At 57.2% G+C, this 23,629-nt stretch carries 22 protein-coding genes; 5 read left to right on the top strand and 17 right to left on the bottom strand.

Annotated elements, in window-relative coordinates:
* Positions 1–114: 114 nt before the first annotated feature.
* Both BXP70_RS01035 and BXP70_RS01030 read right to left on the bottom strand, forming a co-directional pair.
* A complete protein-coding gene (locus BXP70_RS01035) occupies positions 115–684 on the bottom strand; it encodes a hypothetical protein (RefSeq protein ID WP_143436324.1) in 570 nt (189 codons plus the stop codon).
* A 303-nt stretch (positions 685–987) separates the two neighbouring features.
* Entirely contained in the window at positions 988–2,319 is a 1,332-nt protein-coding gene (locus BXP70_RS01030) for an MGH1-like glycoside hydrolase domain-containing protein (protein WP_179197537.1), read from the bottom strand.
* Between the two features lie 198 nt (positions 2,320–2,517).
* Between BXP70_RS01030 and BXP70_RS01025 the strand changes: the two genes are divergently transcribed.
* A complete protein-coding gene (locus tag BXP70_RS01025) occupies positions 2,518–3,651 on the top strand; it encodes a putative sensor domain DACNV-containing protein (RefSeq protein WP_086592152.1) in 1,134 nt (377 codons plus the stop codon).
* Between the two features lie 253 nt (positions 3,652–3,904).
* Positions 3,905–4,765: an aldo/keto reductase gene (locus BXP70_RS01020; protein ID WP_086592151.1), complete on the top strand. Its 861-nt coding sequence runs from the start codon at positions 3,905–3,907 to the stop codon at positions 4,763–4,765.
* A 163-nt stretch (positions 4,766–4,928) separates the two neighbouring features.
* On the opposite strand, the gene BXP70_RS01015 is transcribed toward BXP70_RS01020, so the two are convergent.
* Positions 4,929–5,666: an SDR family oxidoreductase gene (locus BXP70_RS01015; protein WP_086592150.1), complete on the bottom strand. Its 738-nt coding sequence runs from the start codon at positions 5,664–5,666 to the stop codon at positions 4,929–4,931.
* A gap of 84 nt (positions 5,667–5,750) precedes the next feature.
* Positions 5,751–6,665 (bottom strand): AraC family transcriptional regulator, encoded by a 915-nt coding sequence (locus BXP70_RS01010; protein WP_245849421.1) that lies wholly within the window; start codon positions 6,663–6,665, stop codon positions 5,751–5,753.
* A 174-nt stretch (positions 6,666–6,839) separates the two neighbouring features.
* Between BXP70_RS01010 and BXP70_RS01005 the strand changes: the two genes are divergently transcribed.
* Entirely contained in the window at positions 6,840–7,757 is a 918-nt protein-coding gene (locus BXP70_RS01005; RefSeq protein WP_086592148.1) for a helix-turn-helix domain-containing protein, read from the top strand.
* Positions 7,758–7,855: 98 nt separating this feature from the next.
* On the opposite strand, the gene BXP70_RS01000 is transcribed toward BXP70_RS01005, so the two are convergent.
* Positions 7,856–8,311, bottom strand: a complete 456-nt coding sequence (locus BXP70_RS01000) for a cold-shock protein (RefSeq protein WP_086592147.1) — start codon at positions 8,309–8,311, stop codon at positions 7,856–7,858.
* 150 nt (positions 8,312–8,461) lie between these two features.
* Positions 8,462–9,052, bottom strand: a complete 591-nt coding sequence (locus BXP70_RS00995; RefSeq protein ID WP_086592146.1) for a pseudouridine synthase — start codon at positions 9,050–9,052, stop codon at positions 8,462–8,464.
* A gap of 154 nt (positions 9,053–9,206) precedes the next feature.
* Between BXP70_RS00995 and BXP70_RS00990 the strand changes: the two genes are divergently transcribed.
* A complete protein-coding gene (locus BXP70_RS00990) occupies positions 9,207–10,457 on the top strand; it encodes a S41 family peptidase (RefSeq protein WP_086592145.1) in 1,251 nt (416 codons plus the stop codon).
* Between the two features lie 98 nt (positions 10,458–10,555).
* Here BXP70_RS00990 and BXP70_RS00985 read toward each other — a convergent pair whose 3' ends face one another.
* From BXP70_RS00985 to BXP70_RS00975, 3 genes are all read right to left on the bottom strand, one after another.
* The gene (locus tag BXP70_RS00985) at positions 10,556–10,867 is read right to left on the bottom strand and encodes a hypothetical protein (RefSeq protein WP_143436323.1); all 312 of its coding nucleotides are present in this window, start codon (positions 10,865–10,867) and stop codon (positions 10,556–10,558) included.
* A gap of 222 nt (positions 10,868–11,089) precedes the next feature.
* On the bottom strand, positions 11,090–11,587 hold the full coding sequence (locus tag BXP70_RS00980; RefSeq protein WP_086592569.1) for a MarR family winged helix-turn-helix transcriptional regulator: 498 nt from the start codon (positions 11,585–11,587) through the stop codon (positions 11,090–11,092).
* An 85-nt stretch (positions 11,588–11,672) separates the two neighbouring features.
* Positions 11,673–12,260 (bottom strand): HD domain-containing protein, encoded by a 588-nt coding sequence (locus BXP70_RS00975; RefSeq protein ID WP_086592143.1) that lies wholly within the window; start codon positions 12,258–12,260, stop codon positions 11,673–11,675.
* Between the two features lie 120 nt (positions 12,261–12,380).
* On the opposite strand from BXP70_RS00975, the gene BXP70_RS00970 reads away from it, so the two are divergent.
* Positions 12,381–15,122 carry a cyclic nucleotide-binding domain-containing protein gene (locus BXP70_RS00970; protein WP_086592568.1) on the top strand — a complete coding sequence of 914 codons (2,742 nt, stop codon included), beginning with the start codon at positions 12,381–12,383 and terminating at the stop codon, positions 15,120–15,122.
* Positions 15,123–15,179: 57 nt separating this feature from the next.
* Here BXP70_RS00970 and BXP70_RS00965 read toward each other — a convergent pair whose 3' ends face one another.
* From BXP70_RS00965 to BXP70_RS00930, 8 genes are all read right to left on the bottom strand, one after another.
* Positions 15,180–16,226: an adenylate/guanylate cyclase domain-containing protein gene (locus BXP70_RS00965; protein ID WP_086592142.1), complete on the bottom strand. Its 1,047-nt coding sequence runs from the start codon at positions 16,224–16,226 to the stop codon at positions 15,180–15,182.
* Positions 16,216–16,614 (bottom strand): response regulator, encoded by a 399-nt coding sequence (locus tag BXP70_RS00960; RefSeq protein ID WP_086592141.1) that lies wholly within the window; start codon positions 16,612–16,614, stop codon positions 16,216–16,218. The genes BXP70_RS00965 and BXP70_RS00960 overlap by 11 nt, the downstream gene beginning before the upstream one ends.
* Before the next feature lie 39 nt (positions 16,615–16,653).
* Positions 16,654–18,924, bottom strand: a complete 2,271-nt coding sequence (locus BXP70_RS00955) for an ATP-binding protein (RefSeq protein ID WP_245849420.1) — start codon at positions 18,922–18,924, stop codon at positions 16,654–16,656.
* 33 nt (positions 18,925–18,957) lie between these two features.
* Positions 18,958–20,370, bottom strand: coding sequence for an ATP-binding protein (locus tag BXP70_RS00950; RefSeq protein WP_245849415.1), 1,413 nt, complete (start codon positions 20,368–20,370; stop codon positions 18,958–18,960).
* 50 nt (positions 20,371–20,420) lie between these two features.
* The gene (locus BXP70_RS00945) at positions 20,421–20,723 is read right to left on the bottom strand and encodes a hypothetical protein (protein ID WP_086592139.1); all 303 of its coding nucleotides are present in this window, start codon (positions 20,721–20,723) and stop codon (positions 20,421–20,423) included.
* Positions 20,724–21,012: 289 nt separating this feature from the next.
* A complete protein-coding gene (locus tag BXP70_RS00940; RefSeq protein ID WP_086592138.1) occupies positions 21,013–21,747 on the bottom strand; it encodes a LytR/AlgR family response regulator transcription factor in 735 nt (244 codons plus the stop codon).
* A complete protein-coding gene (locus BXP70_RS00935; RefSeq protein WP_086592137.1) occupies positions 21,744–22,898 on the bottom strand; it encodes a sensor histidine kinase in 1,155 nt (384 codons plus the stop codon). The genes BXP70_RS00940 and BXP70_RS00935 overlap by 4 nt, the downstream gene beginning before the upstream one ends.
* 36 nt (positions 22,899–22,934) lie before the next feature.
* A complete protein-coding gene (locus BXP70_RS00930) occupies positions 22,935–23,519 on the bottom strand; it encodes a DUF7010 family protein (protein ID WP_086592136.1) in 585 nt (194 codons plus the stop codon).
* Positions 23,520–23,629 lie beyond the last annotated feature (110 nt).

The raw sequence follows: 23,629 nt of genomic DNA, 5'->3' as shown, positions 1-23,629 counted from the left end.
GTTGAACTGTAATCGAGAAGCACGCGCGGCTAACATGCAACGAGTGCCTCGCACCCTCATCAGAGTGGTTCTCCGGAAAGCTAGCTCAAGCCACGGCAACTTGCTGGCCTACTGCTACTCTTCAAAGTTCAGGTTGACAGGCGCTTCGGGAGTCTTGCTCTTGGCCGTGGTAGGCACACTGGCGTCTACTATTTCAAAGTTCAGATTGTCGAACCAAACCTGACCTGTTTTGTCGAGCAAAGCGCCGTAGGCAATGTTGGTAGCTTGGGCAGGCACATCCAGCACGATTTCATATTTCTTCCAGTCGGTGGTGCCTTTCACGGCCCGACTCTGCATGTTGTCGAAAGCCAGCAGCTTGTACGGGCTCGTTTGGTCAACACGCAACCAGAGTCCGGCCCAGCCTGTCACATCTTTCGACTTCATATAGCCCGTCAGCCGAATGCGCTTACCTAGGTATTTCCCCGGCGCGCTGTTCTGCATGAGCGTACCAAAGCCATCGGCGCCGGCGTCGATTGATTTGATAGTTGCGGCATTCTTGCCAGCCTGTCCCGCGCCTTTGTCAACGCCCATCTCATACTGCTTGGGCTGACTGCCGGCAATGAACCAGCCAGTGGGCACGTCATAAGAGGATAGAGTCAAGACGGCGCCGATCAGCAGCCCGCCTTTCAACATTGCTGTTTTCATAAGTGCATTCGATAATGGTGGAGAATAATAATGGGCGCTCAACCTAACCGGGCTAGCCAGGCTAGGTGCCCTAATGGCTAAGAGCACCAATAAGTTAAACGATAAACAGGCTTGAATAGTACAAGCGGTGCATATTAATAGGGAGCTACCTAGGTCACTGGCACACGCTGCCTTGCAGAGGCAAAAAAGTGACTAAATCTCTCACAGTGCCTCAGCCGCTAAGTGTGCCGTTGTTAGCTTTTGCACCGACGCCTGTTTCAGCGCTTCCGCTTTCGGCACCAGCACGGAAGTGGCTAGCTGCGGTTACTTGATGGAGTCATACAGCCTAGCCATTTCGATCAGTGGGTTGTGACCTAGGTAGTCGCGGCAGGGCGTGTTGTATTGGGTGCTGGGCTTGCGCTTCACATCTTCGGGTTTGCCACCCAAGGGGTTATAGAATTCCCAAATGGTACCGGTGCGCTTGAACTGCTTGGCTGAGTCGTCCAAGGCTTTTTCCAGAATGATCTTGGCGGCATCTTTTCGGCCGTAGTTGAGGCAGCCGCGGGCGGCCCAATACGCCATGCTGTTCCAGGCCGGCCCGCGCCACATGCGCAGCTCAAACTTCGGGTCGCGCCGTCCAACGGTGGCAATCGGGTGGTCGGTTAGGAAAACCGTTTTGTTTAGTAAGTAGCTATCAATGTAGCGGTTGGCTTGCTCCGGCGTGGCGGCGCCCATCACGAGCGGCCACATGCTTTCGAAGGGTAGGTTGCGCAGCGCGGGGTTTTTCACGGCCCAGATGTCGTAGAACATGCCATCGGCCGGCACATACAAGCCCGTCTGGATAAACGTGCGCAGTTCGTTGGTGCGCTTCTCGTAATAGCTTGCCTCTAGCCCTAGCTGCCGCGCCCACCGCGCCGCAATTTGGTAGAGCGCATATACGTGGCTAGTGGCGTCGACGCAGGCTAGGGGGCCTTTCGCTACTTCATCGAAACGGATACCCTCGTCGACGCCGCTCTCCCACTTCTTCAGCAGAATGTCGTTGTAGAAAAAACCCTCACCCTCTGCCTTGCGGTTGTTCTCAAACCACGCTATCTGCCGAACCAGCGGTGTGTAGAAGGTCCGGATAACGGCGCTATCGTTGGTTTGCTTGACATAGTCTTGCACCGCCAAGGGCCAGAGCGGCGGGTGGCCTTGCGTGTTCTTGTTCCACGTCACCGAGTCGCGCCCCGACATACCGCCGGGCATGTAGATGGAGCCGGGCAGCAGTCCGCTGGGCTCCTGGTTCTTGATGTCATTCAGGAGCTGGTGCAGCGCGTGCTCGGGGTAGGAGGGAAGCACGTCGAGCGTTTCGTGCACCACATCCCAGTGCCCGAACGCGTTGCCGTACACGTAGCCGGGGCCTAGGTCTTCCCATTCGTAGTCGAAGGGCCAGGCGGCGGGGTGCGTGCCCTGCTGGTGCAAGTGCGCCACGTACGTGAGCATAGGGCGCCACGCCGGTTTGCCGGTTCGGGACGCGTCGGTGGCGAGCTGCTGCCAGCTGCCCTTTGTGAGGGCGTGAGCTGTGGCCGCTGGCCGCGTTTGGGCTCTTGCCCTAGGGCAAGCCGCAAGGGCAAGGAAACTAAAAGCTAGGTAAGGGAGCCAGGTACGCGGTTTCACAACGTCGGGGGTGGGGTAGAGGTGCTGGGGGATGGCTACGCGAGCAATTGCGGCGGCGCAACAGAACCCGTTGTAGCCAGTGAAAATAAGTGGCTGGCACGAAGATGTTTGCTGGTTAGGCGTGTTTTTAACACGCAAACGCTCCCGCCGACTTCGCGTAGAGTAGGTTCGCAACCAAAAAGCCTTGTTATTGCCCCTATGTTGTCCGAACCTTCGTATTTGGCGGCCCGCATGGTCGCTCCTATGGTTGAAGCGCATTTCGCTCGGCACCGGGCCGCGGCCAAGCCGCAGGAGGAACCGTTTCTGGCGCTGAAACCGGAGCCTTACCTGGTAGAAGCCGTTATTGATGCGGCCTTCTGGGCTAGCCTGCGCCGGGAAGAAGGGCACCCGCCCAAGATTTCGCTGGCTTTGTTGCCGCCCGATGGCGCGCAGTACCCGCTGTTATTCGGCCAGCGCCGACGCCTCACGCCCTACAACTTACTGAAGCTAGCCCCGGCCGTTGAGCAGCCCGGCATCCACCTAGGTGTGTGGCACGATGAGGAAGGCCTCTACGTGTGGGGTACCGCTACCAATATCCCGCCCCTGTGCTTCGTGCTGGAAGTGGTAGAGCCTGGTCTGCTCGTGATCAAGCACCGCCGCTCCGATGGGTTTGGTAAGTTCGTCAACGTTGCCATCCTCCGCGGAGATCAGCTGCAAATGGTAGACGCCGAAAACGCTGCCGTAAACGACTGCCCCGCCCTGCAAGCATTTCTGCCCGACCGCGGCCTGCTCACTTCCACGGGCGAAACCAATACGGTGCTCGTGGAGCTGGCGGCCGTCATGCGCGCCCACGGCCGGGGCGGCTTGGTGCTCGTGGTGCCGCCCGGCAGCAACCGTTGGAAAGAATCTATTGTGCAGCCCATGGTGTACCCCGTAGTGCCCGCCTACACCGGCATTGCCGACGTGCAGCAGCAAGACCAGAGCCGGCGCAAATGGCAAGATAAACTCCAGCATACCATCACCATTGTGGGAGGCTTTACGGCCGTCGATGGGGCCACCGTGATTACGCAGGAGTATGACTTGCTGGCTTTCGGGGCGAAAGTTACCCGCGCCGAAGCAAGCACACCGGTCGACAGAATGGTGTTGTCGGAGCCGGTGGTGGGCAGCATTGCCAAGCGGATGCACCCGGCCCAAAACGGCGGCACACGGCACCTAGCCGCCGCCCAGTTTGTGCACGATCAGCGCGATTCGATAGCGCTGGTGGCCTCCCAAGATGGCTACTTCACCGTCTTTGCCTGGTCGGCGACGCTCGACATGGTACATGCCCACCGCATCGACGTGCTGCTCTTGTAGCAGAAGGGCGCCGCAAAAGCGAGGGGTGTAGCTGGCAGAGCGTTTGGGAATTAGTGCCGAAAAGCCTCCGCCGTACCCAGGAGGCTAGCCCCATACTGCGTAGCCTGACCTAGCCGCCGTTAGGCACTAGCCGGTTCCACAATTTGTGCCACACAAACCGGAATTCGGATAGCTGCGCAAGCGGTCCGGTCGTCGAATTTTGCCCTGTAGAATGCCTAGTAGGGCAAAATTCACTATATACACGACCGCACTCATGGACAACGCATTGTCTGCAAAAAACACGTTTTTATTAGGAGGCGACTTATCCATCAATCGGCTCGGCTTTGGCGCGATGCGCATTACGAAGCAGCCCGCCTGGGGGCAACCCGCCGACCGGCCCGCCATACATGCGCTGTTGCGCCGGGTGGTGGAGCTAGGCATAACTTTCATTGATACGGCCGATATGTACGGCCCCTTCGTGTCGGAGGAACTGATTGCCGAAGCTCTGCACCCCTACGCCGCCGAGTTGGTAATTGGCACCAAGGGCGGATGCGTGAGCTTTGGCCCGCCGCCGGAGGGGGTGTTGCTCGATGGCACGCCGCAGCATCTACACGATGCCCTGCACGGTAGCCTGCGTCGCCTCAAGCTCGAGCGCCTCGACCTCTACCAGTTGCACCGCCTCGATCCTAGGGTGCCCGCCGAGCGCACGTTCACGTTTCTAGCCGAAGCCCAGCGCCAAGGCTTGGTGCGGCACCTAGGTTTGTCGGAAGTGTCCGTTGAGGATATTCAGCTGGCCCAGCAGTTCTTTCCGGTGGTTTCGGTCCAGAACCGCTACAGCCTCTTCGACCGCGCTGCGGAGCCCGTGCTAGCCTACTGCCGCGAGCAGGGCATTGCTTTTATTCCGTGGTTTCCCCTGGGCGGCGGGATGGCGCACGCAATGGACGTCGTCGACCAAGTGGCTGCGCGGCACCAGGTTTCGGCGCGCCAAATTGCCCTGAGCTGGCTGCTGCACCATGCGCCGAACATCTTGCCGATTCCGGGTACCGGCAGCATTGCTCACCTAGAAGATAACATGCGAGCGGCTTCCCTGGAACTCACGGCGCAAGATATGCAGCAGCTAGAGGCACTCGGTTAGGATTCGACAACAACCGAAAACGCCATACGGAGCTAGTTGAAGCTTCTCTACCGCTTTGTTATGCCTCAGCCTAGGCTCTCTCCAAAAGAGAGGAACTTGGAGTAGCATCGCGGTAGAGAAGCCCAACTAGCCCCGTATGGCGTTGTGTTTCTCTATTAGAAGCTTACCAGGGGCTGATGCCCGTCTCTGGCCCATTATCCTCGCTGAAGAACTGGCTAGTTGGGCCATCCGGACCTAGCACGGCTGCTTTTACCACGCGGGCGGCGGCATCTTGCACGCTGCCGGGGCCGCTGTGATGGTTGAAATCGGTGGCCGTATAGCCAGGGTCGACGGCGTTGACTTTGAAGGGCGTATCACGCAGCTCGTAGGCCAACATAATCGTGTAGGCGTTCAAAGCAGCTTTAGACGGCTGATAGGCGGCGCCTTTCACGGGGTAATACTTCCAGGAAGGATCGTTGTGCAGCGTGAGCGAACCTAGCCCCGACGTGACGTTGACGATGCGCGGCTCGGGCGACTCCCGCAGCAAGTCGATAAAGGCTTGCGTTACTTCGATCACGCCGAACACGTTGGTATCAAACACTTCTTTGATCATGCTAACGCTACTGGTTAGCGCCGGCTGCGACGGAGCACCGAGAATGCCGGCGTTGTTGATGAGCACGTCGAGCACCTGCGTTTTCTGCCCTAGGGTTTCGCGAGCAGCGGCGATGGAGGCGCTATCGGCTACATCGATCTGGATGGGCTCCACCTCCGAAAGGCCTTCCGCTTTCAGTTGGTCAACGGCTTGTTGGCCTTTTGCTAGGTCGCGGCTACCTAGGTACACGTAATAACCCTGCTGGAGCAACTGACGGGCCGTTTCAAAGCCGATACTTTTGTTGGCGCCGGTAATAAGTACTGTCTTCATTTGGGATGGTGGTCAACTGGTTGATGAGTGAACAGTACAAAATTACTGGGCGCCACTGGCGCGGCTGGTACCCATTCTGCGGTATTACTGGTACATTTTGCGGATGGTAGTGCGGAACTCGGCCGGGGTGATGCCGGTTTCACGCTTGAAGAAGCGGTTGAAGTAGGACGCATCCGAAAAACCGAGGTCGAAGGCGAGTTCCTTGAGCGAAAGCGGCGTGTAAAGCAGCAGGCGCTTGGCTTCGAGTACCAGGCGTTCGTGCAGGTGTTTGATGGCCGGTCGGCCGCTTTGGGCTTTCACCACTTCGCTCAGATGCCCCGCCGAAATGTGCAACAGCGCCGCATACGCGCCCACCTCGTGCAGCTCGCGAAAGCACTCCTCTACCTTGGCCCGATAGGTTCTCAGCAAACGCTGGTCGGCCGAGGGCTCGTTGCCCGGAAACTGCTCCGTGTAGAGCCGGCTCAGGTACGTGAGCAGCACTGTGAGGTAGGCGGTGAGCATGCGGTGTTGCCACTCGCCGGGGCGGTTGTGCTCAACCTCAATTCTGGTCAGCAGCTCCTCCGCAAAGCTCATATCGGCAGCCGTGAGTAGCAGCTCGTGCCCGTTGTGCGGATTCTGAATCAGCGGTAGCTCCCGCAAGGCCGCATTTTGCTGCAAGGCCAGAAACTCGTTTGTGAACGTCAGGTAGGTGCCCCAAAAGGGCGTGGCAGCCTCTTTGACCAAAATTTGGTGGGGAGCTGTGAAGTAAAGCGCGTTGTCTTTGCGCTCGTAAGCGGTCATATCCACCCAATGACGGCCGCGGTTATGCTTCACAAATACCAGCATGTAATGCGCCTTGCGGTGCGGAATCAGCAGGTTTTCTTCATAAACCAACGCGCCTTCCGAGTGCACGATCGAAAACGAATTATTCCCAGTGGCATTGTTCTGCTCGAGCGGGTAAACCGGTACCGGCTGCTTGCTGTTAAGCGTATACATGGCCTGAAATGCTAACTTTTTCACAAAGTACGAATGCGTACTGGTCTGGTGCCCATGAGGGCCGCAAGTAGATGCGCCTTGGTGGAAGTAAGTTGATAGCTAGTAGTTCGTTCTGTTCAGAGCAACAACAAGGTCTACCCCAACAACAAGAGCTAGCTGCCCCTAGCTTGTAGCGAACTGCTCATTCCTAACGCCCACATGAAAGCTCAAACGGCCTCCTTTGCCGTCCTGAATACGGTAGCCGACTTTACGCGGCATTACGGCTTTGCCCCGCCCGCGCATTCGCTCGTGACGGTCATCGACCTAGCTCAGTACCCCGTCTCCGATTTCCCGGCCAAACCCGCCCTGCGCCACCTCTACCTGATCGTCTTGAAGCGGCACTTCGATGGGCAACTCCCCTACGGGCAGCAGGCGTACGATTACCGGCAGGGGGTGCTAGGTTTTTACGCGCCCGGCCAGCCCGTGCAGTTTTGCCCACCGGGCGGGGCGCCCGCGCAGGCGCCGCAGGGCTGGATGGTCGTGTTTCACCCAGATTTGCTGACGCGCCGACCAACAGGACCGTTTCCGGGCAACTATCCGTTTTTTGCCTACCGCGTACAGCAGGCCCTCGCGTTGGCCGAGAGCGAGGAACAACTGCTGAACTACGCCGTTGCGGGTTTGCGGCAGGAAAGCGAACAGCCCAACGACGCATTCAGCCAAGAGCTGTTGAGTACCCAGCTCGATGTGCTTCTGCAATACGCCCACCGGTTTTACCACCGGCAATTTCCGGTTGAGCCAACCAACGGGCCCGACCTGCTCAGCCGGTTCGAAGCCCTGCTCGCCACCTACCTCGACACTGCCGCCGAGCAGCCGCTGCCCACAGTGCAGCACTTTGCCGAGGCCCTGCACGTATCACCGGCCTACCTAGGCGACGTGCTGCGCACGCACACGGGTCAGAATGCCCAGCAATACATTCACTACGCCCTCCTGGAAAAAGCCAAACGCTTGTTGCTGAGTACTTCCTGGAGCGTCCGCCAGACAGCTTTCTCCTTGGGTTTCGAAAATCCGTCGTACTTCAGCCGCCTGTTCAAGCAGAAAATAGGCCTGACTCCAGCCGAGTTTAGGCAGTCGGCCTAACCTAGGTGGGGTACTGTACCTCGCCGCTTAGCACACGCAAAGAGGCAGCAACGTCGAAAGTTGCTGCCTCTTTGCGTGTGCTAGCAGAGCGTAGAGGTTTAAGCCTCTAGTTTTACATTAAAAGCGCTAGGCCCTTTAGGTCCCATCTCAATCTCAAAGTTCACTTTGTCGTTCTCCTTGATCGGGTTTACCAGCTTGTTCACGTGCACGAAGATGCTCTCCTGCGTCTGCAAATCCTTGATAAAACCGTAGCCTTTCGACTCGTTGAAGAACGTAACGGTGCCTTTATGAATGGGATCTTCCTGCTCCATATCCTCCTGCTTCAGAGTCACGATACGGATCGTCTCGGGGTCAATTTCTTTCTTCTTCTTCGGATCCGGCGGCGTCGCAGAAATGTTACCGTTCTCGTCCACGTAAGCGAGCATATCGTCTAGGCTCTGGCCCTTCTTCGCATTTGCTTGGCGCTCTTCCTTCTTTTCCGCCTTTTCGTTGCGCTTCTGTAACCGTTTCTTCTCGTTTTCCTTCTTGCCGAAGGTGGCTTGTGATCTGCCCATGCTTGTCTTTATAGATGTAAGGTGCCCGATGGCACCAGATGTGAAACGGTTGTATCGTTGAAAACAGATGTTACAGCACTATAGTTCATGCAGTAACAGAAGCGTCGTAGCGGCTCGCATTGGCGAGCGTAGTACCTGGGAAAAGCAGCGCTAGCTACTTACTTCTTCGCGCTCAGGGAGTACAAAGCTAGCAACTTCCTGCACGCTACCCGGCGGCAGGTCGTGCAGGTGAATGTCGCCGATGCGTACGCGCACCAGGCGCAGGGTTGGGAAGCCCACGGCCGCCGTCATTTTACGGATCTGCCGAAACTTGCCTTCCGTCAGGGTAATGGACACCCAACTGGTAGGGCCATGCCGGTCGTCGCGGATCTTTCGGGTGCGGGGAGCAAAGCCAGGGGGCGTTTCCAGGCGGAAGGCGGTACAGGGGGCCGTGTGGTACTTCACGTCGCGGAGGCCGATTTCTACGCCTTGTTGCAGCTGGGTAATGGCCTCATCCGTTATCAGCCCATCGACCTGCGCGTAGTATTCTTTCTCAACGCCTTTGCTGCGGATGGCTTCGCTTACGCGGCCGTCGGTAGTTAGGAGTAGCAGGCCTTCGCTGTGCTCATCGAGGCGGCCAATGGCCATAGTGCCCGTCGGAAAATCATGCAGCTCGCCCAACAATTTCTTCTTTTTTAGCTCGCACACAAACTGGCTGAGGTAGCCAAACGGCTTGTGAATGAGGAAATGACGATGCGTCATATGCTAAAAAGAAGGAACATTTCGGGGTGAAACTGACCTGCGCATGGGCCCGGCCCGGTGCGCGAACGTTGCAGTTCGGTCAGTGAGAATGCTACAAAATTACAAAAGCTAGCGTCTCTTTTTGCGAAGCTAGCTTTTGTTGCCTTCTTCGGCCATGAAAATATTGCTATTGACCCTAGGCCTGCTTGCCGGCCTAGGGTTGTCAACGTCGTTGGCGCAAGCCAAGTTAACGCCCGCGCAGTACCGCCAAGACTTTGACTATCTCTGGGAAACCATACGCGACAACTACGCCTACTTCGATAAAAAGCAGACCGACTGGGACAAGGTTCGCCAACTCTACCAACCCCAGGCCGACACCGTCCGTTCGCGGCGCGCCTTTGTCCGGCTACTCGAAAACGTGTTTGTGGAGCTCTACGACAACCATGCTTCCCTGACCACCAATCAGTTCGATTCGCAGCGCCTGGTTCCCTCGGGCAGTGATCTGTATGCCGAGTTTGTGGCTGGCAAAGCCACGGTGCTCGATGTACGCCAGCACCTAGGTGCCGAGCAGGTCGGGATTCGGCCGGGAATGGAAATTGTGGCCATCGGCGGCGTGCCTGTCGAGCAGGCTATTCGTTCCTTCGTGGGCAAGTCGTTGCGCGCTGTAGATGCGGAAGTGCGCACCTACGCCTTAAACCTAGCCTTGGCCGGAGCGCATAACGTGCCGCGCAAGCTATCGGTGCGCACGGCGCGTGGCGTGGTAGAGTACCAACCCGATCGGCCTGCCATGCTCCAGGAGAACGTACACTACCCGCGCAACCTAGATGCTCGCATAAGGGACGGAGTAGGCTACATCAAGATAAACAACTGCTTGTTTGATAACGGCTTAATTCAAGCCTTCGACAGCGCGCTTACAACTATGTTGCCTACTAAGGCGCTTATTCTTGACCTGCGTGAAACGCCCAACGGCGGCAACACTACCGTGGCCAGGGCTATATTGGGGCGTTTCATTACGACGGAGCAAGCCTACCAAGAGCACGAGCTAGTGAGCGAGGAAAAAACCTACGGTGTGAAGCGCAAGTGGCGGGAATTGGTGGCGCCGCGCCCGGCGCCATACACCCGTCCCGTGGTAGTGCTCGTCAATCACTGGACGGCAAGCATGGGCGAGGGCATCACCATCGCCTTCGACGCCATGCAGCGCGCCACGGTGGTGGGAACTGAGCTAGCTCGGCTCAACGGCTCCATCTATTCGTATAGAATGCCCAACTCAGGTATCGGGTTCAACTTCCCGGCCGAGAAGCTCTACCACCTCAACGGCACGCCCCGCGAGAAGTACCGCCCGAAGGTGCTCGTGGATATGCGCAAAGCCACTGACGGCGCGCAGCAGGACTTGCTGATGGAAACGGCGCTGCGTCTCCTTAAGTGAAGAAGCCTACCCTAGCCCCGCAAACGTCAGAACGCCTGAACTGTTTTAGCTCAGGCGTTCTGACGTTTGCGGGGCTAGCAGCAACGCGGGCACCAACCTTAGTGAGAAGCGTTTTGCCGAGCCAGCTTATCTTCCTTGATCGTAACCGCGTACGACATGGCGAGGGTATCTACCTCCTGCCGAATGCTGTGCATTTCAGTATCCTTGGGCGCCGTAAAATCGACGTAGTACCGCTCACCCGTGAGCTTGCCACACGCCCGAATACGAAAGCTAGGCATGTGCATCTTAAACCGCTTGCGAATCACGCTCTGCAAGCCCTTGTTATCGGGTGGCACGGTTGAGAACACGACGCGAACGACAGTGCCGGCGTTTAGTAAATTATTGGAGGATGAGTCGATTAGTGTAAGCATACAACTAAAAGCAGGCTGCCAAGCGGAAGGAAATAAGCCTAGCCTGCCCGACAGCGAAAAACAGATTCTGATTAGTTTTCTAGCAATTAGGGTTGTAGTAGCAAAAAGCAGGCGCAAATTAGAAGGCAGAGCCCGTGAGCGCGCAAAAAGCCTGTTTTTCGGCCTAAGATGTTGGCCTAATAAAGAGTATCTACCCGCGTCTCCGCGCAAAGAGGCTAACTCCTAGCTAGCCTCGTGCTCAGTTGGTACGGCGTGAGGCACTGTTGCACTGACTGTGGCGCTATCAAAGGGCAGCTTGGGGCGGCAGTTGTTATAGATGCGCTCCAAGCTCTGCCGGAGGTGCGCCAAATCATCATCGCCAAGGCCTGTGAGTGCCACGGCCCGGTTGCTAAGCACCACCGGCTGCACAGCCACCAACACATCGTGGCCGAGCGGCGACACGCGCAGCTGGCTACGACGCCCGTCTTGCGGCAGGCGCTCAGCTTTTAGCAGCCCCCGCTTGAGCAGCAAGGCGATGATGCGCGCCACTGAGGCTTGATCCTTGAACACCCGGTCGGCCATTTCCGCTTGGGTCAGGTCGTCGAATTCTTCTATCACGCGTAGCACCAGCCACTGGTCGATGGTGATGTCAATGCCGGCGCGGTCGATGTTAGCTTGGGCAAACTTGCGGTATTGTCGGATGGCCTTATCGAGGGAATAGAATATTATTTCTGAGAGCATGAAGGCCAGGGTAAAGAGTGACAAACGACAATAGCAGGTGAAAGGTAGAAAGAAGCGCGTATCCTGCTACTACCGACGAGGTTAATTAAGCTAATAAGGCGCGTACTTCCGCCAGCCGTGCTTGTTTGGCTGCCTCGCGGCGGGCTGTGGCGGTGGTAGTCCAATAGTGGTGGGTGCTGAGAAATTTCTCTTGCCCTAAGTTCCAGGTATGATCGTCCACGGCGGAGCCATGCACCTCTAGCTCTTTGCGTAGCGTTTGGCTGATCGGCCAAAAGTCATCAGGGCGACCCAGGTAGTCGAGGTCGGCGTCGCAGAGAATCTTGGCCAGCAAGGAGTCGCCGGGGCTTTGGGGCAGGCGCGTGGCCATGATGAGGTCACAAATCAGCTCAATCTGTGCAGGCGTATACTCCAGATCCGGTAATACACGCCGCGCTAGGTCGCAGCCCGCCGCTTCGTGGCCCTGGTAAGTGGTCATGAAGCCGGAGTCGTGGTAGTAGGCCGCCGTGCGCAGCAGGGCCAGCAGCTCCGAATCGGTGATGCCCTCGCCTTCCGCCAGGGCCTGTGCCTGTTGCACCACATCGAGCGTGTGGTGCAAGCCGTGGTAGTAGAGGGTAGGCGAGAGGTGCGCACGCAACTCCCGCAGCACATACGTTTCGGCGCGGTGGCAATCCATGACAAGCAGCGGGAAAGGATAGGTGCTCTAACTTAAAAGGAAAATTCGGATACTGTGCGCGGCTAGGCACCTATCTTGCACTTTCTATTGGTACGGCTAGGTATTCCCTTTTTCTCTGGCATGACATTACTTGAACGCTGGCAGCAACTGGTTGGCATCCGCCCAGACGAAGGGCGTACAGTTGGGCTGTTCTTTCTACATAACTTTTTGCTCGGCATCGGGACCATCTTGGTGTACGTGTCGGCCAACGTGATTCTGCTCGAAAACAACCCGGAGCGTAATCTGCCCCTAGCCTACGGCGTGGCCGCTTTGGCCATGATGGGCGCCAGCAAAATCTACGGGCACTACGAGCACCACCTGCCGCTCCAAAACCTAGCCATGCGCGTGTTGCTGGCGGTGGTCGTAGTCACGGGCGTACTGGGCGTGCTGATTACGTTTGGGCACTCGGTGGCGGCGGCCGTGGCCATTATGGCGGGCTACCGCGTAATTTACCTGCTGACCAACCTGGAATTTTGGGGTGTGTCGGCGGTGGTGTTCGATGTGCGGCAAGGCCGCCGGCTATTTAGCGTGATTAGCTCCGGCGACATGCCCGCCAAAGCCCTCGGTGCGGTGCTGGCCATCCTGATTCATCATCACTCCGACTTGCTGTGGCTGCTGCTCACGGCTTTCGGGGCTTACCTAGGAGCTTTGCTCACGTTGCAAGCCACGGGCCGCCTGCACGACGTGGCGGTGAAAGCCGCCGCCCGCGCCGCCCGCACGCAAGCCGTGGCGCCGGGGCTGCGCAAGTGGTTCGGCGACAGCCGGTTGGTGCTTACGCTGTGCCTGAGCCTGACCGCTATTGCCGCCGTCACGACGGGTGTGGAGTACTCGTTTTTTGTGAATGTGAAGCACAAGTTTCACGACCAAGCCAGCGTGATGCAGTACGTGGGAAGCGTGCTGGTGCTCACGTACTTGCTGGCGTCGCTCTTCAAGTTGCTCTTTTCGCACGCGTTGCTGAGCAAGCTAGGTATCCGTTGGATGCTCATTGCGTTGCCTATCGTAGTGTTGGCCAGCTTGCTGCTATTTGGGGGCTTGTGGCTGGAGCAAGTGGGCGAAAGTGTGCTGCTGCTGTATTTCTGTGGACTCTATTTGGTGCTGGAAGTGCTGCGCCGGGCCGTCTTCGATCCGGTGTTTCTTGTGCTATTTCAGCCGATGTCAGCGCCGGAGCGGTTGCAAGCGCACACGCTCGTGAAAGGCTTCTACGAGCCATTGGGTATGGCTCTTGGTGGCGTGCTGCTATTTGCCTTGCACTGGGTGCCAACGCTCAGCCAGTGGGCGCCCTTCGCCTGGATGGCGCTGTTCATGGTAGGGGCCGTTTACTTTTTACATCGCACCTACGGGCATTACTTAAGCGAACTACATCACGCGCTAAGCCGCCGCTTTACCACCGATACCGAAGTGATTGGTCAGAGCTGGTCGGAAGCCCTAGGTGCCCGACAAAACGGTACGGCCACCCTAGCAAATGGGCAAGAAACAAAGCAGCTTATTGCGGCGCTCACGGATAAAAACCTGCGCCACGCGGCGGCCGATCAACTGGTGCAGCTGGGCGAAGCGGCGATGCCCGAGCTAGCTGCCGTCTTGCAAACCAGCCCAGACGAAACGCTTGTGCGGCGCGTGGCCTTGGTGTGCGGCCAACTTCGGGTGCCTGCTAGTCGCCAGGCCTTGCTGGGGCTGGTGCAGCAGCCGAACCTGGCGCGGCGAGAAGTGGCCTTACGTGCGCTGCGCAGTTTTGGGCCGTCAGCTGCGGAGGCGCCGCTGTTTGAGGGCCTAGTGCTAGCTGAAATGAAGCTAGCCCAAGTGCTACTGCATGGGCAGGCCACTACCACCGATGAAATTCTCACTTGGGCACTCGATTACGAGCTCACCAAAGTGCAGCAGCGCATTTTTGGGTTGCTGTTCCAGCTGTACGCGCCCCAGCTGATTGCCGATGCCCAACGCGGCGTCATGCACGCCGCCCGCGAGCGGCAGGCCAATGCGCTGGAAATGCTGGATAACGTGATTGCGCGTCCTATCTATCTGGCGCTTCAAACGTTGTTTGAGGTAGCACCCGTTCGGCAGAAAGAACGGACTTTCACCAGTTTGGTCGGGCCGCTAGAGAAGGAGGAATCTATTTTGGATACCATCATTCGGCGCGGCGAGTCCACGTTTTCCGACTGGACGATTAGCGCGGCCCTGAGCCAGTGGCAGCCCACCGCCGCTACCATTGCCGAGCTGCTGCCGCACCTAGAGAGCCAAAATATTCTGATTCAGGAAAGCGCCTTCGCAGTGCTGGATCGGCTCGTCGAACAAGCACCTGCTCTTTACCAGCCGTTGCTGGCTGCTCACCCCACGCTTACGTCTTCGCGCATGAGTCATCACGCCACCGCTTCCCGCATCTCCGCCAGCGAGCGGGTTGCGGTTTTGAAAAACACGGCCCTCTTTGCGGCCACGCCCGAGAATGTGCTTAGCAGCATTGTGCCCATCATGAAAGAAGTAACGTTTCAGGCTGAGCAGCAAGTATTTGCCAAGGGCGACCTAGGTTCCTCCCTGTTTATCATTTACGAGGGAGAAGTCGGCATCTTCAGTGGCGCGCAGCACCTAGCCACGTTCCGCAAGGGCGACTTTTTCGGTGAGCTAGCCCTGCTCGATGCGGAGCCGCGCTCTGCCACGGCCGTGGCAAAAAGCAACGTGGTGGCTTTCCGCCTCGATCAGGAAGACTTCTACGACGTGATGGAGGAACGCAGCGAAGTGCTCCGCAACATCATGCGGGTGCTGTGCCAGCGCCTGCGCCGGCAGAACGAAAAAACGATGGCAGTGCCCCCTAGCTCTGTTGCGGAAGGGTAGCACTAGCGAACAGCACGGCGCCCAAACCGCCTAAAGCGGAATAGGCAAAGAGCTGACCTAGGCTACTACCTCGTAAGTCATCACCGGCAGCGACTTGTTTTTTAGGGTGGCCTCGCCCACGGGATTGCACTGGAACGACTCCTTCACCTGCTCGTAAATGGCTTCGGTAATGATGATCTGCCCCGGCTTGGCGGCCGATTGCAGGCGCTGACTCACGTTTACGTTGTCGCCGATAACGGTGTAGTCCAGGCGTTTGAGCGAAGCCGAACCAATGTTGCCCGACACCATTTCGCCGGTGTTGATGCCGATGCTCACCTGCGGGCGATACGGCTTGCCGTCGGGTAGGGTATCCTCGTTGGCTTGAATCACCGTGCGCACCGACAGCGCCGCGTCGATGGCGCGGTCGAGGTGGTAGTCGCCGCGGAACACGGCCATCACGGCGTCGCCCATGAACTTGTCGATGTAGCCGCCCTGGGCAATTACTTCCTGCACCATCTGGTCGAAGTACTTGTTGAGCAAGCCCACCACGTTGGCCGGCGGCAGCACTTCCGAAAGAGCCGTGAAGCCGCAGATGTCCATGAAAACCACAGTCGCATCTACCGTTTCGCTCACCATCAGCTTGTTCTCGAAGCCAGGTTGGCCCATCACGTTGAGCACCGTCTCATCCACGTACATCTTCAGAATATTATTCTCCTGAATAGCTCGCAGCGTTTCGCGCGTTTGCTGGACGTGCGACGCTGTTTTGTCCATGGTCAACTCTAGATCGGTGAAATCTACCGGCTTGGTCACGAAGTCGAAGGCACCGCGGTTCATGGCTGTGCGGATGTTTTCCATGTCACCGTAGGCCGACACCATCACCGTTTTCACGACGGGGTTAGCTTCTGACATCTTGCTCAGCAGCGTCAGGCCGTCCATCACTGGCATGTTAATGTCGCTTAGCACAATGTCGAGGTCCGGTGTATCGTGCACACGAGTTAGGGCCTCTTGGCCGTTGCTGGCAAACAGGAACTCGTAGACATTCTCGCGGATTTTACGGCGAAACTTCTGTTTGATAAGTAGTTCCAAATCCGCTTCATCGTCTACCACCAGAATTTTAGTTTTCATGATTTTCCAGGGAGATGAGCTTTGATTTCAACGCGGCAAAATCAACAGGTTTGGTCAGGAAGTCGTTGGCACCTAGCTGCATGGCTTGTTGGCGGCTGGTGTCATCGCCGTAGGCTGTTATCATCATGACCTGCGGGGTTGGCGGCACCGGCGGACCAGGGTACTCCTCCCGAATATGCCGCAGCAGCTCTAGGCCGCTCATGCCCGGCATGTTGATGTCGGAGAGAATTAGGACCACTTCCGAGACGTGCTCGTGCAGATAATTTAGGGCTTCTTCGCCTGAGTACGCAAAGGAAAAAGAGAATTCTCCGCTCCGAATTTCCCGCCGAAAGCGCTGTTCAAACAGCACGCGCACGTCCACCTCGTCGTCTACAACCAGTATTTTCATCGTCAGCGAAGATAGTATAATCGGGAGGTAAGTTAGGCTTTAAATAGGGAGCGTAATGATAAATTCGGTGCCTTGTCCCGCTTCACTTTCCACCGCCAGCGTGCCGCCGTGACCTTTGGTAATGATGTCGTAGCTCAACGATAAACCTAGCCCCGTGCCTTCCCCCGTAGGCTTGGTGGTGAAAAAGGGCTGGAAGATCTTCTCGCGTACAGCGTCGCGAATGCCAGTGCCGTTGTCCGCCACGCGGATTTGCACTTGCTGGTTGAGCTGTTTGGTGCTCACCGTGATAGTGGGTTGATAGCCGGGCTCACCTTGTTTCTGGCGGAGCTGCACGGCATAGAAGGCGTTGTTGAACAGGTTCAGCAGCACCCGACCTAGGTCCTGGCTCACGGCTTCGACCAGGGGCAGGCCAGGGGCAAAGTTAGTTTTGAGTTCGGCGTTAAAACTTTTGTCCTTCGCCCGAAGGCCATGGTAGGCGAGGCGCAGGTACTCGTCGGCTAAAGTATTCAGATCGGTGGGTTGCCGCTCGCCGGTGCTAGCGCGGCTGTGTTCGAGCATGCCGCGCACGATACTGCTGGCCCGCTGCCCGTGCTGGTGAATCTTGCCTAGGTTCTGCCCTAGGTCCTCGGCCAAGGCCACCACTTCTTCCGTGTCGCCGGCGGCTTGGGCTTCTTTTAGTTCGGCTACCAACTCAGCCGACACGTCAGCAAAGTTGTTGACGAAGTTTAAGGGGTTCTGAATCTCGTGGGCGATGCCAGCCGTGAGCTCGCCCAGACTGGCCATCTTCTCCTTCTGAATGAGCTGTGCTTGGGTGGCGCGCAGATCGGTGAGGGCCTGTGTGGTCTGGTCACGCTGAACTTGCAGCTCGGCCTTTTGCTGTTCTAACAGCAAGTTAGCCCGTTGCTTTAGGCGATTATTGCGGGCCAGCACGAAAACCAAACCGCCAATTAGAGTTAATACCGCGAGGGCAGCCAGCAGCAACAAACGTTGCCGCCGGGCGGCCTCGGCTTGCAACTGCTGGTTTCTGGTGAGCAGTGCAATCTGGCCTTTTTGTCGGGCTAGGTCCTGGGTGAAGCGAATGGCCGTGACCTGGCGGGCCGTTTGCTCGTTACTGAGGGTATCTTTAAGTCCAAGGTAGCGGTTTTGGTAGGCGTAGGCCTGTGCGTAGTCTTTCTGTTGAGCGTAAGCTTGGGCCATCAGTTGCAGCGCATCGCGTAGAGGCTCTTTTGCGGTACTCGCCTGCGCCATGTGCAAGGCATAGCGGCTATAGTACACCGCGCTGTCGGCTTGGCGGGTGCGTAAGTAGTAGCGCCCGAGCGTCAGACAGACTTGGCTGCGGGTACGCCACAACTGCTCCGCGTATGGGGGTTGTTGCAGTTCTTGCATCAGTTGGCGAGCATAGGCCAGCGCCTTCGGGTTTCGCTGCCGCTCGTAGACATCAGCTAGTCCCCTTCTCCTCTGCATAATCGTACTGGCTTGATCCGCGAAGGGCAATGCCCGTTGATAAGCCACCTGCGCTTGGGCGTAGTGCCCCATCAGCAGATTACACTCGCCCAGGTCGTAGAGGAGCCAGCCCTTTTGGTAACGTGCCTGCGGTGAAGGCGCTAGGGTCTTCGCTTTGCCAAGCGCTTGCTGCAAGTAGAGGAGGGCTTGAGGGTAATCGTTGACGGCCATATAGCGCTCAGCAACATCCCCCAGGGCATCCACTTCCTCTACCGGCATATGCGTTTGTTGCGCGACCGGCAGTTCTTGCAGCGTGGCTTGCAGCGCCAGGTAGTTATTGCCCTCAATGTTGGCAAAGTAATCTGCTTGATTCTGATAGCTCCGCTTTAATAAGACCGGACTGCCCAGCGCACGGGCAACCGCAATGGCACGTTGACTATAGCCTAGGCCCTGCTTCTCCGAGAAGAAGGCTAGCAAAGACAGGATCCGAATCAGCAGCGGTTTATTGCCGCTGCGCTCGGCCAAGGGCAGCGCTTGCAACAGCTTCGCCTGCACCTGCTTCTTGAGGGCATAGTCTGAGCTAGTCGCCAGGTTATAGCAGGCATAAGCTTGCCCATAGAAATCATCCAAGCGCTGAGCGAGCTGTAAGGCCTGCACAGCCAGCGAGTCGCGGCGGGCAAAAGAGATGCTACCTTTATGGATGTCGTAATCAGCTAGCTTATTGAGCAGGTTTACACGGCTAGTATCGGCCTGCGGATGGTGGCGTAGCTGTTGCCATAGCTGCTGCGTTGTGGAGTCTGATTGAGCACAGGCGATTTGGCAGAGGAGCCACAAACCGGCTAACAGGAGGAGATGCAAGCGGTTCATGGTGGTAGCCGTAAGAAGCTAGCTTTTAGTTGTCTAGGCCGGTAAGCTAATGATAAATTCAGTGCCTTTCCCTTCCTGGCTTTCCACCGCTAGTGTGCCGCCGTGACCTTTGGTAATGATGTCGTAGCTCAACGATAAACCTAGCCCTGTGCCCTCACCGGTAGGCTTAGTGGTGAAGAAGGGCTGGAAGATCTTTTGGCGCACTTCCTCCGGGATGCCCGTGCCGTTGTCGCGCACCCGAATCTCAACTTTTTGGGGGAGCTGCTTGGTGCTCACCGTCACGGTGGGCTGGTAGCCGGGTTCACCGTTTTTCTGGCGCTGCTGCACGGCATAGAAGGCGTTGTTGAACAAGTTCAGCAGCACCCGACCTAGGTCTTGCGGCAGCACTTCCACTTCCTTCACCGCCTCGTCGAAGGTGGTGTTCAGCGTGGCGTTGAATGTCTTATCCTTAGCGCGCAAGCCATGGTAGGCTAGGCGCAGGTACTCGTCGGCGAGGCCGTTGAGGTCGGTGGGCTGCCGTTCGCCGGTGCTGGCGCGGCTGTGCTGCAACATGCCCCGCACAATGCTGCTGGCCCGCTGTCCGTGCTGATTAATCTTAAGTTGGTTGTGACTCAGGTCGCTTAGGATTTCTAGCAGGTAGTCTTTGTCGGCTTCGGCTAGCTCCACTTTCTCTACTTCCTCGCGCAACTCCTGGCAAAGCTCCACGCTCACCTCCGCGAAGTTGTTGACGAAGTTTAAGGGGTTTTGAATCTCGTGGGCAATGCCGGCAGTGAGTTCCCCGAGGCTTGCCATCTTCTCAGCCTGAATGAGTTGGGCCTGCGTAGTGCGTAGCTCCGTCAGGGCCGACTGTAGGGCGTCGGCTTGCCGGGTGAGGGCCGCCGTGCGCTCCGCCACCATGCGTTCCAGCTCCGTGTTTTGGGTAGCAATGCGCCTTTTCTCCTGCTCCTCCTGCTCCCGTTGCAGCAGGTCGACTTCCAGGCTGCGTTTCTGATTGCGCGCAATGAAGGCAAAGGTGATCATCCAGATAACGGAGAAGCCCTGCCACGAGTCAAACGTGTCGTCGTATTCTTTGATGAAGTCGGTAGCTACCACATTCAGCAGTAGTTCAAAAAACGAGTACAACGCAAAAGGTGCTAGCGCCAGCAGCAGCGTCCGGGCAGGCTTGTAATTTTTGAGCCGGACAAAGAGCCCAATAAACAGGAGGTAGACGAACAGCAAATAGAATTCGTCCAGCAGTTTGGTTTGAAGTTGAAACAAAGCCGCAAACCCCACGAACACCAAGCCAGGTATCCATATTTTATCGAGAACCCGGTCCCAGCGTGGCGCCCGTTTGGGAGTATCCAGAAACTTCTTGACTAGTCGGGCAAACCCGATAGCGATGGGAATACTGAATAAGAGAGAGGTGTAATCGAAGCGCATACGGGAAGTCTGTTCGGGGTGAAGCATGATCAGCGCGCAGCAGACCAAGTGATAAGGGACTGAAGCTAGCGCGTGCGCTACGGGGTGTCGCGCCCAAAATTGCGCTCAAGCCAGCGCCCCGGAGCATTGGGCACATCCAGAATCAGGACGGGGTTGCTGGTACGCGAGCGTTTTTGCTTGAATAGGTTTTGGCGCTTATCCTTCGAAAATAAGGCGCCTACGTACTCGCTGGCCACGCCCACCACCGTCGGAAGCGCCACGCGTACCTGAACCGACTCTGCTTCCGGCGTGGGTGGCGTCTTGGGTCGTGCTTGTGCCCAGCCGGCACGGCTAGCTAACGTAAGAAAAATCAGCAGGATAAGTAACCTAATAACCCTCATGGTACGGGTAAAGCAACAAGCCGAACGGCCGCGTAGAAAGCCGTAGCGCTAACGGAGACAACACAAGTAAAATACAAGAGTCATGCAGCCGCAGCTAGCTTATCTGCTCCGAGTTAGAAAGACGGGGGCAGAATTACAATAAACGCAGGCATTTCCGCGCGCTACTGACCAGTAAGTCTTGTTCTTGCCAGATGCTGAACGTGGCTTCTCAGTTGCCTCAGCCACAAAGAAACAGCCGACCGCAAGGCCGGCTGAAGTAGAAAGGAAGTGGTAAGCTCACCCCAAAAGGCTATAAGCTCATCATCTCCCGGAATAGCACCGACTGCTTGCGCGATACTTCCACCTCGGGCCCGTCTTTCAGCTTGATCTTGAGTGTGTTGCTAAACCACGGCTCGATGCTGTCGATCCACTTCAGGTTAATGATCTGCTGGCGGTTGGCCCGAAAAAATACCTTGGGGTCGAGGCGAGCCTCCAGGTGCTGCAAGGTGCGCGGAATCAGCGGGCGGTGCTGCTCGAAGTAGATCTGGGTGTAACTGCCGTTGATTTCGAACAGCTTAATGGTTTCCAGCCGCACAAACCAGCACCGTTCGCCATCCTTCACGAACACCTGATCGGAGGCGGCGAGGGGTGGGCCTATTTCTGCGGACGGCGAAACGGGAGCCGCCGACCTAGCTAGCACCTGCTGCCGTGCTTTGGCGACGGCCGCGGCCAGGCGTGCTTCCTGAATGGGCTTGAGCAGATAATCGAGGGCGTTGACTTCGAACGCCTGCAACGCATAATCGAGGTAAGCTGTGGTGAAGATGACGTGCGGCGCCGCCTCCAGCGACTCCAGCAAGTCGAAGCCATTGCCACCGGGCATCTGAATATCTAAGAACAACAGATCGGGCTGGTGCTGCGCGAGTTGGGCGCGAGCTTCGACTATATTTTTGGCTTCGCCCACAACGGTTACGTCGGGAAAGCTCTGGAGCAAGTGGCGCAGCTCAATGCGCGCTAAGCGCGAATCATCAACCAGCAAGGCGTTCATGCGGTCGGGAAGGGAAAAGTGGAAGAGGAAGTTGACGTATAGCTAGGGTCCGCCGACACGGGCTGAGCTTGCGACGTGAGCGGCAGGTGCAATTCGGCCAGCACCGTAGCCGGCAGCACGGGGTCGTTGCCGATGGAGAAGTGCGCGTGCTTGCCATACAGCAGTTGTAGGCGCTCCTGGGCATTGCGCAGCCCAACGCCCTCGTGGCCGGGTGTGGGTGCGTAGTGGCCCGTGTTGCGGACCGTAATGTGCAGCGCTTGGGTGCCTAGGTCGGCGCGGGCGGTGAGGGCGGTGAGGGCGATAGAACCGCCATCGGGCCGGGGCGCAATGCCGTGCTTAATGGCGTTCTCAACCAGCAGTTGCAGCGTCATGGGCGGAATAAGCGTGGGCATGGCGGCTTGGTCGACCTCCAGCGAGTAGGTGAGGCGCTCCTCTAGCTGCACGGCCTCTAGCTCCAGGTAGTGCTCCACAATTTCCAGCTCGCGAGCTAGGGGTACTTGCTCAGTGCTGTTAAGCTGAATGGAATAGCGCAGCAAATCAGATAGATGCGTAATCATGTGGCGGGCGCGGCTCGGGTCTTCCATCACCAGCGCCCGGATGTTGTTCAATCCATTGAACATGAAGTGCGGATTGATCTGCGCTTTGAGCGTGCGCATTTCGGCTTCGCGCACGGCGGCAGCTAGCTTCCATTTGTCAACTTCGGCCTGCTTGTAGCCGCGCAGGTAATGCCAGCCAAAATATAGCGCCGACCACATCCACATCACGGAAAACACATTCAACCCGTAGCCAATGTATTGCTTCCACGGAAACCCGCCCCCAGTGAGCTGGTGCGTGACCACAAGCAGCAGTACTACGCAAAAACCAATAATCATCTGGCTAAGCACCGCAATGAGCACATTGGTTACAAACAAGCGAGCTAGCAGCGTACCAAGTGAGAGTTGCACCCAAGCATGGCGTTGCACATGACGGCGTAGTAAGTGGCTGAGCAATAGCATCACAGCTGCCACAATGGCCTGTACGGCAACAACGAAGAAGGAGAACTTGCCGAAGACGGATGCCAGCACAGTGCCAAACGCACCGTATACCGTCCAACCGGCTATTTGCAGGATCCAGTACAGACGGTTAGGAGTAGCGGCACGGGAAGAAGGCATAGCGCTGGAAGTAACGAAGTAATGTCTGATTCGGGCTTAGGCAGGGTGTAGCCTTGTTTGCGCGTAGGCTTTTTGGTTCTGTCGGTAAGAAACGAAAAGCAACCCGACCAAAAGCAGCATCGCACCCGCGATAAAGACGGGCACCAAGTACAAGTGGTCGGCCGAAACGCGCGTACCGATCAGTAAGCAGCCCAACGGAATAAGGCCCGCCATGATGGCAAACGGCTTGGAATTGTAGAACCAGGCATACGGGAAAAAATGCGCCCCCGTGATAATGCCGTAGGTCATGACGAAGTACTGAGGATACTTGCTATAAATGAAAATAAGGAATGGAAAATAGAACAGCTGCGCAAAGTTCAACCACAGCCCTAGGGGTTGAAGTGGGTTATGCGGCAGCTTCCAAGTAGTGCGGAACACTTTTGACAGCAGCCAAGCAAGGGGTAGCATGGCGCCGCCCACAAAAAACGTAATGAAACTATTGTGGGCCGGTGAGTTAGGCAGCGTCCAGACGAACGCAATAACGGCCCAAATGATGCTAGCCGCCATGATGAAGTCGATGCCGTTCTTGGCTTTTACCGACAACTCAAGCTTTAGCTCCGCAAATTCCTGTTCGGATACCATGACAAACGAAGTAGAGGTGTAGTGAATCGTAGAGAAGCTTTCGTAAAAGAGGATGCTAGCTTCTTGGCTGGCAGCGCGAGTTGCTCCGCTGCCGATCAGCAGTGGCTGCT

It is taken from the genome of Hymenobacter crusticola (assembly GCF_002154225.1).
Classification (GTDB): domain Bacteria; phylum Bacteroidota; class Bacteroidia; order Cytophagales; family Hymenobacteraceae; genus Hymenobacter; species Hymenobacter crusticola.
The sequence above is the reverse complement of the archived record's forward strand: the minus strand, read 5'-3'. Positions and strand labels throughout refer to the sequence as shown.

Excerpts from the sequence above, each read along its gene's own strand:
- BXP70_RS00930 (WP_086592136.1), bottom strand. The coding sequence starts at position 23,519 with ATGGTATCCGAACAGGAATTTGCGGAGCTAAAGCTTGAGTTGTCGGTA.
- BXP70_RS01020 (WP_086592151.1), top strand. The coding sequence starts at position 3,905 with ATGGACAACGCATTGTCTGCAAAAAACACGTTTTTATTAGGAGGCGAC.
- BXP70_RS00940 (WP_086592138.1), bottom strand. The coding sequence starts at position 21,747 with ATGAACGCCTTGCTGGTTGATGATTCGCGCTTAGCGCGCATTGAGCTG.
- BXP70_RS00970 (WP_086592568.1), top strand. The coding sequence starts at position 12,381 with ATGACATTACTTGAACGCTGGCAGCAACTGGTTGGCATCCGCCCAGAC.
- BXP70_RS00985 (WP_143436323.1), bottom strand. The coding sequence starts at position 10,867 with ATGCTTACACTAATCGACTCATCCTCCAATAATTTACTAAACGCCGGC.
- BXP70_RS00980 (WP_086592569.1), bottom strand. The coding sequence starts at position 11,587 with ATGCTCTCAGAAATAATATTCTATTCCCTCGATAAGGCCATCCGACAA.
- BXP70_RS00975 (WP_086592143.1), bottom strand. The coding sequence starts at position 12,260 with ATGGATTGCCACCGCGCCGAAACGTATGTGCTGCGGGAGTTGCGTGCG.
- BXP70_RS00990 (WP_086592145.1), top strand. The coding sequence starts at position 9,207 with ATGAAAATATTGCTATTGACCCTAGGCCTGCTTGCCGGCCTAGGGTTG.
- BXP70_RS00995 (WP_086592146.1), bottom strand. The coding sequence starts at position 9,052 with ATGACGCATCGTCATTTCCTCATTCACAAGCCGTTTGGCTACCTCAGC.
- BXP70_RS00955 (WP_245849420.1), bottom strand. The coding sequence starts at position 18,924 with ATGAACCGCTTGCATCTCCTCCTGTTAGCCGGTTTGTGGCTCCTCTGC.
- BXP70_RS01005 (WP_086592148.1), top strand. The coding sequence starts at position 6,840 with ATGAAAGCTCAAACGGCCTCCTTTGCCGTCCTGAATACGGTAGCCGAC.
- BXP70_RS01025 (WP_086592152.1), top strand. The coding sequence starts at position 2,518 with ATGTTGTCCGAACCTTCGTATTTGGCGGCCCGCATGGTCGCTCCTATG.
- BXP70_RS01015 (WP_086592150.1), bottom strand. The coding sequence starts at position 5,666 with ATGAAGACAGTACTTATTACCGGCGCCAACAAAAGTATCGGCTTTGAA.
- BXP70_RS00950 (WP_245849415.1), bottom strand. The coding sequence starts at position 20,370 with ATGCTTCACCCCGAACAGACTTCCCGTATGCGCTTCGATTACACCTCT.
- BXP70_RS00965 (WP_086592142.1), bottom strand. The coding sequence starts at position 16,226 with ATGAAAACTAAAATTCTGGTGGTAGACGATGAAGCGGATTTGGAACTA.
- BXP70_RS01035 (WP_143436324.1), bottom strand. The coding sequence starts at position 684 with ATGAAAACAGCAATGTTGAAAGGCGGGCTGCTGATCGGCGCCGTCTTG.
- BXP70_RS01000 (WP_086592147.1), bottom strand. The coding sequence starts at position 8,311 with ATGGGCAGATCACAAGCCACCTTCGGCAAGAAGGAAAACGAGAAGAAA.
- BXP70_RS00960 (WP_086592141.1), bottom strand. The coding sequence starts at position 16,614 with ATGAAAATACTGGTTGTAGACGACGAGGTGGACGTGCGCGTGCTGTTT.
- BXP70_RS00935 (WP_086592137.1), bottom strand. The coding sequence starts at position 22,898 with ATGCCTTCTTCCCGTGCCGCTACTCCTAACCGTCTGTACTGGATCCTG.
- BXP70_RS00945 (WP_086592139.1), bottom strand. The coding sequence starts at position 20,723 with ATGAGGGTTATTAGGTTACTTATCCTGCTGATTTTTCTTACGTTAGCT.